This is a genomic window from Zarconia sp., assembly GCF_057467645.1.
This window is the reverse complement of sequence record NZ_JBRJXU010000159.1, coordinates 20,757-28,098: the sequence shown is the minus strand read 5'-3', so window position 1 is coordinate 28,098 and position 7,342 is coordinate 20,757. Positions and strand designations below refer to the sequence as shown.

The window sequence follows — 7,342 nt, the reverse complement described above, 5'->3', positions numbered from 1 at the left end:
TAAAGCTCTCCAACTTCAACCTGATGAGTCGGCAATCTGGAATAATCGGGGTAATGCTTTATTTAACCTGGAAAAGTATGAAGAAGCAGTAGCCAGCTACGATAAAGCTCTCCAACTTCAACCTGATGAGTCGGCAATCTGGAATAATCGGGGTAATGCTTTATTTAACCTGGAAAAGTATGAAGAAGCAGTAGCCAGCTATGATAAAGCTCTCCAACTTCAACCTGATGAGTCGGCAATTTGGAACGTCAGAGGTCTGGTTCTAGGGAAGTTGAGACTATATGAAGAGGCTATAGTGAGTTTTAATCAAACCCTCGACTTCAAACCAGATTGTTATGAAGCTTGGTACAATAAAGCCTGTTGCTACAGTTTGCAAAATCAAGCCAAACCAGCCATCAAAAACTTGAGACAGGCAATCGAACTGGCTCCCGAAGAGTGCCGAAAAATGGCTCGAACTAACTCGGCTTTCGATAGGATTCGCCACGATCCGCGATTCCAAGCATTACTTTCTTAACATCGTGCAGTTCAACTCTCTGGCAACTTTTCGTTCAACCAAGCCATTAACTCATCCAAATTAGAAAACTCAAATAACGCTTCTCCCAGCACTTCCAAAGCCTCTAAAGAGAGTTCGCTAATTTGCGATCGGACATTCTCCGGAATCTCTCCCAACTGGCGAGAAAGCTGTCGGAGTAAGAGCGATCGAATGCCCTCTTTTCGTGCCTCTTCCCGTGCCGTATTCACCACATTATTCATATCGCGATAATATTTGAGACTATTTTGATAGCTATCTTGCTCTGTTCGCGAGAAATTAGCAATTTCAGCAATCTCAAAAAGCTGGCTAAAAATTGAATCTTGCAGGGGTTCGGGCGGCTCGTTCAAATCCGGTAGATTTTTCAGTAAAAATAGCCACTTGTCTAAATGCGACTCTAATTGCTCTAAGGATTTCGTAAATTTGGGCAGTTCGATGTAAACAAACCTCAGCTTTTCATAGAAAACCTCACCATTTTGGTTTTTGAGTTCCACTGTATGAATTAAAGTATCTTCATGCTTGTGGTCGTCAAAGATAAAATCTAAAACCCCGACGGTATAGACCGGTGCGAGTTTATAATTCCAATCCCCTTTTAATGCCTGTTCCTGAATAGGAAACGTTGAATAATAAACGCTCCGATCTTTAAAAAAGTTTTGCTTGGCTTTCTGGATTTCGACGATAAATCGTTCTCCACTTTCCCCTTGACAGTAAATATCGAAAATTGCCTTGCGGTCAACTGGAGTACTCCCCAAGTTTTCGTTACTTTTATAGGTCACATCTCGAATGCGATGGTAGGGTGGCAAAAGGGTATTTAAAAAGTCAATTAATAATGCCTTATTCGGTTCGGTGCCAAACACTCGTTTGAAACCAAAATCCGTAAGTAGATTGATGTATTTATCTTGGAGCGGATAAGCCATCAGAATCATTCTAAATAGTCCAAGGAATCAATCTAATTATAGAATCGATCCGCGATGGCAAAACTAACTTTCTTAAAATCGCTTATTCGATCGAGCGCCTGAGGCTAACATCGTAAGCATTCGTGCGGTCAGCGATCGGCTATGAGCTAATTACTCTTGGGGAAAGCCAAAATGTCCGGGGATTTTAGCTGGGAAGATGTTCAACTTGTAAGCGGCATAAGAGTTTTAAGCCGACGCCTGACGGCTGATACCTGAATGCTTACCTAAAATCCAAAATCTAAAATCTAAAATCTAAAATCTAAAATTCTCCAATCCTCAATAATTCATCCAACTCCGCCTGCATCTGTGCCCGCACTTGGTGATAACAAGCATCCACGTAAGCCCGATCGTTTGCCGCTTCCCGTCCGCCGCGATCGAAAACAATGGGTTTGCACACCCGCGTCCGAATCTGAACCGGTAGGGGCCAATTCGGCAGGGGTCCGACACTCAGCCCCCAGGGCAACCCCAAATAAATCGGGAATACTTCCGGATCGAGATCGAACAACCAAGGCATTCCCCACTCGTGGAGTTGTCGCATCAGGGGGTAAATATCTGCCAGGACGAATAACGTATCGTGAGCGCCCGTGGAGACAATTGGAACGATCGGCACATTTTCCCGCAATGCCAGCTTAATGAAGCCCCGACGCCCCGCAAACTCGATCCGATGGCGTTGGCTGTGGGGACGAAACACATCCTGCGCCCCTCCCGGATACACCAACACGCTTGCCCCCCGTTGTAGCGCTGCGATCGCCATTTTCGGATGTGCCAGAACTGCCCCCATTTGCGCCGCCAGTTGCGACAGTTCTGGATAAACCTGCCAAATGTTAGGGTGCATCAACCCGTACACCGGGCGCTCGGTTCCGAACCGGCGAAACCAATCGTAAATTACCATTGTCATATCCGGGGCTGCCAATCCCCCATTGTGGGAACCGACGATTAAAATCCGTTCTTCGGGGTTGATATGATGCCAGCCTTCCGTGCGAACGCGAAAATAGTAGCGATAAAACCATTCCCACATCGGCATCCACGATTCGATAACTTGGGGCGATCGCGCATCCAAAGACCAACCCCGTTCGGGAAATTTGCGATTGTTTGGGTTCATCCGAGATTGCTGACAAAAAGGTCGATGGTCGATCGAACAGGGCGATCGATAATTTTCCGACTCTAAATTAGCCCAGCTCGATCGAGTGGGCTAGTTCGGATACCAAAACATTCCCTTAATCCCTTCCGGGTCGGACATAAAGCCCAATCCCCGATAAAAATCGACCACATGAGGGTCGGCAAACAAGGTAATATTACTGATATCGTGGCTGCGCAACTTCTTGATGAGATACTTCATCAGTGCCTTACCCAACCCCTTGCTCTGAAAGTCCGGGTGAACGACCACATCCCAGACCGTCGCGTTAAACGCATGGTCGGAAGTCGCTCTGGAAAATCCGATCAGCCTTCGCCTCGTACCCCGCACTTCCCACATGGAGACGACGATAAAACTATGGGCGATCGCTTTTTTAACTTTCCGAATCGGACGGCGGGACCAACCCACCGCATCGCAGAGTTCTTCTAGCTCGTAAAGATCGATATTGCGATCGGTACTGAAATAAATTTTCGCTTGAGTATTAGGACGAGGACTCGCCCCTACTGCGGTATACTCCTCGAACGGAATCGTCCTAGAAGCGGAGGCGGAGTCAGGACTACTAAAAATGCTTTTCCAAAAACCCATGCAGGCGTGGTAATGGTTGAGTAAATGTTGGCTTCGCAGAACGATACGTTCTAAGAGACATTATATCTGTGGATGGACGGTTCCCTATGGAAGTAACCTCGCAAAATTCGCAACGGATTCCTACCCATACAAGGTTCCCATCATTCCGCTAAAGTGGAGGAACGTTCTCTTTGGGTCGCATCAAACGTCGCTCATCTAACCAGGCAGTGAGTTAACTACCCCGTTATGGCCACCGGCTTAAAATCATCCACTCTCGAACTTCTCAAGCGCTTCAACGGCGCGTTTCCCCAATTTTACGAACAGTTTGTTAGTAGTGAGATTCAACTGCAAAATCTCAAACTCGCATACCAGCTGTACAAGCGGCGGCAAGCCGTCATCGAAGTTCGACCGGAAGGCAACCGGAATGCCCTTCACTTTGCCTATCGCAATCAATCCTTCCTGCTCAGCGATATTTTCGGGGTGCTGGCCGCCTACGGTTTGACGATTCACAGCCTCAGTCTCTACGGTCAAATTTACCCCCCGATGCTGGTGTTTATCAAGCTGGTGGTCTCGCGCGGGGGAAAAGGACTCACCGATAAAATCTCCGAGAACGTCGCTAGGGCAGTGCGAGAAGCCCTCGCCGGACATTTTGAAGTGGAGGAGATGCTCGCGGTTGAATTTAACCTCGATGCCGGCTTAGAGGATGTGGAGACGGAGTTTTACGTCGATCCGGTTTTCCACCTACCCGCACTGCTGATTGAAGCAGACAACCAACCGGGTTTATTTTACAAGGTGATGTATGCCATCTGGCAAGAAGATTTACTGGTGATTAATGCCAATCTCCTGGTGTGGCGGGGAAGAACGCGCTTAATTCTCTATCTTCTCGGTCCCAACGAAAGCGTCATTCCCGACTATTTGGGAAATGGAATTGCCGAAAGCGTTCGCCAGCGTTTGATGGGGTCTCAGAGTTTTTAAGTAATAAGTAATATAGCGGTTATCGCGCCTCATGAGGTACAGAGTTTCTGGTTTTAGGGAATGGGGAATGGGGAATAGGGAATGGGAAATAGAATTTGGGTGTACCTGAATTTTAAAAACTTATTACGTATCACTTATTACTTAAAAACCGTGGAAGCAAACTTGGAAAATCGATCGTGGCGGGGTAGCTTGCAACTGGTTTTCGCCCGTCAGGACGATCGCACCAAACTGGTCGGCGATCGCGTGCGCGCCCCGCTCAAAGTCCAGCGCCCGTTTTACCCCGAAGGCTCCCAAGTCTGCCACAGTGTCATCTTACATACGGCCGGGGGCGTTGTGGGGGGCGATCGCCTCGAACAAATCGTGCGCCTCGAACCCGACAGCCGCGCCCTCATTACCACCGCAGCCGCGGGTAAAGTCTACCGCAGCAACGGCTTATGCGCCCAGCAAACCGTCACCCTGGAAGTGGGGTCGCGCGCCTGTTTGGAATGGTTGCCCCAGGAAACGATTATTTTTAACGGTGCGGATTACCGTCAGGACTTGCGGGTGGAACTCGCTCCGGAAGCAAGTTGGTTGGGGTGGGAAATTCTGCGGTTGGGACGCACCGCCAGGGGGGAAAAATTTGTGCGGGGAAACTTGCGATCGCACACTGAAGTGTGGCGAGAAGGGGTTCCCTTGTGGATCGACCGGCAGTGGTTGCCCGGATGCGAAGATGTCTTCGAGAGTCCCCACGGACTCGCCGGACAGCCGGTAGTCGGTAGCCTGGTGTGGGTGGGTGGCGTGGCGACCCCAGAAACGATCGCAGCGGCCCGATCGAAATTCACAACGCAATTTACCACCAACGGCACCGAAAATACACCCCCATCCTCCCCCAAAACCTCGCCAGAAATCGGCGTCACCCGACTCACCGAAGGGTTAATTTGTCGGTATCGCGGTCAGTCCACCCGAGATGTGCGACGCTGGTTTACCACCGTGTGGGATTTACTGCGATCGTCCTATTTAAATCGTCCCGCTTGCCCCCCCCGCGTTTGGTTCGGGTAAAATCTTTGGGGGCAATGGACAATTGACAATTGACAATTGACAATGAGTTAATTACGACGCTCTTCTGTGTGCGCGTTCCTTTCTCCCCCTTCCCCCCTCCCCCTTCCCCCCTCTCCCTCTATCAACTCGCGATCGCATATGCAACTCTCACCCCAAGAAAAAGACAAACTCCTCATCTTCACCGCCGCATTACTGGCCGAACGTCGCAAAGCCAAAGGTCTCAAGCTCAACTATCCCGAAGCCACGGCCTATATTTCTGCGGCCATCCTCGAAGGGGCTCGAGAAGGTCGTACCGTTACCGATTTAATGGACTACGGAACGACATTGTTAACTCGTGATGACGTGATGGAAGGTGTGCCAGAAATGATTCTGGAAGTGCAAGTGGAAGCAACCTTTGCCGATGGCACTAAACTAGTAACGGTTCATCACCCAATTCGTTAGATGGATGGTGTTTTAACCGCGGCTCGAATTATTATTCCCATTGCCCTGATAATCCTCGGGTTTATCGGGGGATACGTGTTCGAGCAGCGCGTCCTCACTCGCTTTAAAGAAATTGCCAATCGCACCGGTTGGCAAGGCTACGAAATCATTCTCAATTCTCTGCGAGGGGTTACGTCTCTCTGGTTTATCGTTGCGGGAATTTTTGTCGCTTCCCTCACCGTTCCCATCGATCCAGAAGTCGAAAGCATTCTGCAAAAGAGTTTGCTGGCGCTATTACTCGGGTCGGCAACGATCGTCGTTTCCCGGCTGGCGGTGGGATTCGTTCAGTTATACGGCAGCAAAGGTGAGGATACCTCTCCCCTGACTTCCCTATTTGAAACCCTCACCAAACTGGTGATTTTCAGTATCGGCATCCTGATTATTCTTCAGTCGGTGGGGATTTCGATTACGCCGTTACTCACAGCCTTGGGAATTGGTGGGGTTTCCATTGGTTTAGCCCTGCAAAATACCCTCTCGAATATGTTTTCGGGTTTGAACATTATCATGTCGAAAAAAGTTCGACCTGGCGACTACATTCAGTTAGATATTAATGAAGAGGGATACGTGACGGATGTGGCGTGGCGATATACCACCGTCAAAAGTATTCTGGGGAATTTAATCGTTATTCCCAACTCGAAAATCGTCTCTTCAACCCTGAAAAACTATACCCTTCCCGCGCGAGAGATGCTCTTACCCATTGAGGTGGGAGTTGGGTACGATAGCGATTTAGAACGGGTGGAAGCGGTGACCTTGGAAGTTGCCAAAGAAGTGACGCTGGAAGTGGAAGGTTGCGCGCGGGATTACGAACCGTTTATTCGATATTGCGATTTTGGATATTACAGCGTTAATTTGATTGTTTATTTGAAAATCACAGAGTTTTTCGATCGCCTCCTAGTCACTCACGAATTTATCAAGCGCCTCCACCGACGGTATAAAATGGAGGGCATCGAAATTCCCTTTCCCATTAAAGTGGGCTACACTCCCAATAAACCTTCGCAAGCTCGATCCAATGATTCCAGGCGAAATCTTCACCCCCGACGGTACTATTGAGTTGAATGCCGAGCGGGAAACGCTCCAGCTCCAAGTGGCTAATACCGGCGATCGTCCGATCCAAGTTGGCTCTCACTTTCACTTCTTTGAAACAAACGTTGCCTTAAGATTCGATCGCGAATCGGCCAAAGGAATGCGATTGGATATCCCCGCCGGGACTGCCGTACGATTTGAACCGGGAGACGAACGGGAAGTAAACCTCGTCGCCTTTGCCGGCAGCCGCGAAGTCTACGGGTTTAATGCCAAAATCAATGGTGCTCTGGACGAGAAACCCAAACGGGAAAAACCCAAAGACGAGAAGAAGGGGAATAAAAAGGGGAAGAAGAAGAAAAAGTAGGAGATGTGGGGATGGGGAGATAAGGGGGAGAAGGAGACAAGGGAGACAAGGGGACAAGGAGACAAGGGGACAAGGGGACAAGGGGACAAGGGAGAAGATTGTCGCCATCGACTCATTGTCAATTCACTCTTCCCCTGTGCCCGAAGCTGCCCCCACAGCCCCAACTCTACAACCAGTTTTTATCTTTAGGCGCGAGAAGACCCGCGCTCTACCCGGCACGGTGTCAAGGGGGCGCAGCCCCCGCCGTGCTTCGGGTGAGCGTCGGGATGAGAGCGCCT

Annotated in this window: 9 protein-coding genes; 6 read left to right on the top strand and 3 right to left on the bottom strand. The window is 49.4% G+C overall.

Going from position 1 to position 7,342, the window contains the following annotated elements; all coding sequences use genetic code 11:
- On the top strand, positions 1–514 hold a 514-nt coding region (locus tag AC2215_RS23545; protein WP_486812457.1), incomplete at its 5' end, for a tetratricopeptide repeat protein.
- A gap of 11 nt (positions 515–525) precedes the next feature.
- On the opposite strand, the gene AC2215_RS23540 is transcribed toward AC2215_RS23545, so the two are convergent.
- From AC2215_RS23540 to AC2215_RS23530, 3 genes are all read right to left on the bottom strand, one after another.
- A complete protein-coding gene (locus AC2215_RS23540; protein WP_486812456.1) occupies positions 526–1,446 on the bottom strand; it encodes an Rpn family recombination-promoting nuclease/putative transposase in 921 nt (306 codons plus the stop codon).
- Between the two features lie 298 nt (positions 1,447–1,744).
- Positions 1,745–2,587, bottom strand: coding sequence for a lysophospholipid acyltransferase family protein (locus AC2215_RS23535; RefSeq protein WP_486812455.1), 843 nt, complete (start codon positions 2,585–2,587; stop codon positions 1,745–1,747).
- Between the two features lie 90 nt (positions 2,588–2,677).
- Positions 2,678–3,205, bottom strand: a complete 528-nt coding sequence (locus AC2215_RS23530) for a GNAT family N-acetyltransferase (RefSeq protein ID WP_486812454.1) — start codon at positions 3,203–3,205, stop codon at positions 2,678–2,680.
- 225 nt (positions 3,206–3,430) lie between these two features.
- On the opposite strand from AC2215_RS23530, the gene AC2215_RS23525 reads away from it, so the two are divergent.
- The 5 genes from AC2215_RS23525 (at position 3,431) to AC2215_RS23505 (ending at position 7,064) form a co-directional block, all read left to right on the top strand.
- Positions 3,431–4,159, top strand: a complete 729-nt coding sequence (locus tag AC2215_RS23525; RefSeq protein ID WP_486812453.1) for a hypothetical protein — start codon at positions 3,431–3,433, stop codon at positions 4,157–4,159.
- 81 nt (positions 4,160–4,240) lie between these two features.
- Complete coding sequence (locus AC2215_RS23520) at positions 4,241–5,197, top strand: urease accessory protein UreD (RefSeq protein ID WP_486812452.1); 957 nt, start codon at positions 4,241–4,243, stop codon at positions 5,195–5,197.
- Positions 5,198–5,335: 138 nt separating this feature from the next.
- Entirely contained in the window at positions 5,336–5,638 is a 303-nt protein-coding gene (ureA, locus tag AC2215_RS23515; protein ID WP_486812451.1) for an urease subunit gamma, read from the top strand.
- The gene (locus AC2215_RS23510) at positions 5,639–6,727 is read left to right on the top strand and encodes a mechanosensitive ion channel family protein (RefSeq protein ID WP_486812450.1); all 1,089 of its coding nucleotides are present in this window, start codon (positions 5,639–5,641) and stop codon (positions 6,725–6,727) included.
- Complete coding sequence (locus tag AC2215_RS23505; RefSeq protein WP_486812449.1) at positions 6,687–7,064, top strand: urease subunit beta; 378 nt, start codon at positions 6,687–6,689, stop codon at positions 7,062–7,064. The genes AC2215_RS23510 and AC2215_RS23505 overlap by 41 nt, the downstream gene beginning before the upstream one ends.
- Positions 7,065–7,342 lie beyond the last annotated feature (278 nt).

Coding starts and splice junctions, on each gene's coding strand:
- AC2215_RS23540 (WP_486812456.1), bottom strand. CDS start 1,446: ATGGCTTATCCGCTCCAAGATAAATACATCAATCTACTTACGGATTTT.
- AC2215_RS23535 (WP_486812455.1), bottom strand. CDS start 2,587: ATGAACCCAAACAATCGCAAATTTCCCGAACGGGGTTGGTCTTTGGAT.
- AC2215_RS23530 (WP_486812454.1), bottom strand. CDS start 3,205: ATGGGTTTTTGGAAAAGCATTTTTAGTAGTCCTGACTCCGCCTCCGCT.
- AC2215_RS23525 (WP_486812453.1), top strand. CDS start 3,431: ATGGCCACCGGCTTAAAATCATCCACTCTCGAACTTCTCAAGCGCTTC.
- AC2215_RS23520 (WP_486812452.1), top strand. CDS start 4,241: ATGGGAAATAGAATTTGGGTGTACCTGAATTTTAAAAACTTATTACGT.
- ureA (WP_486812451.1), top strand. CDS start 5,336: ATGCAACTCTCACCCCAAGAAAAAGACAAACTCCTCATCTTCACCGCC.
- AC2215_RS23510 (WP_486812450.1), top strand. CDS start 5,639: ATGGATGGTGTTTTAACCGCGGCTCGAATTATTATTCCCATTGCCCTG.
- AC2215_RS23505 (WP_486812449.1), top strand. CDS start 6,687: ATGATTCCAGGCGAAATCTTCACCCCCGACGGTACTATTGAGTTGAAT.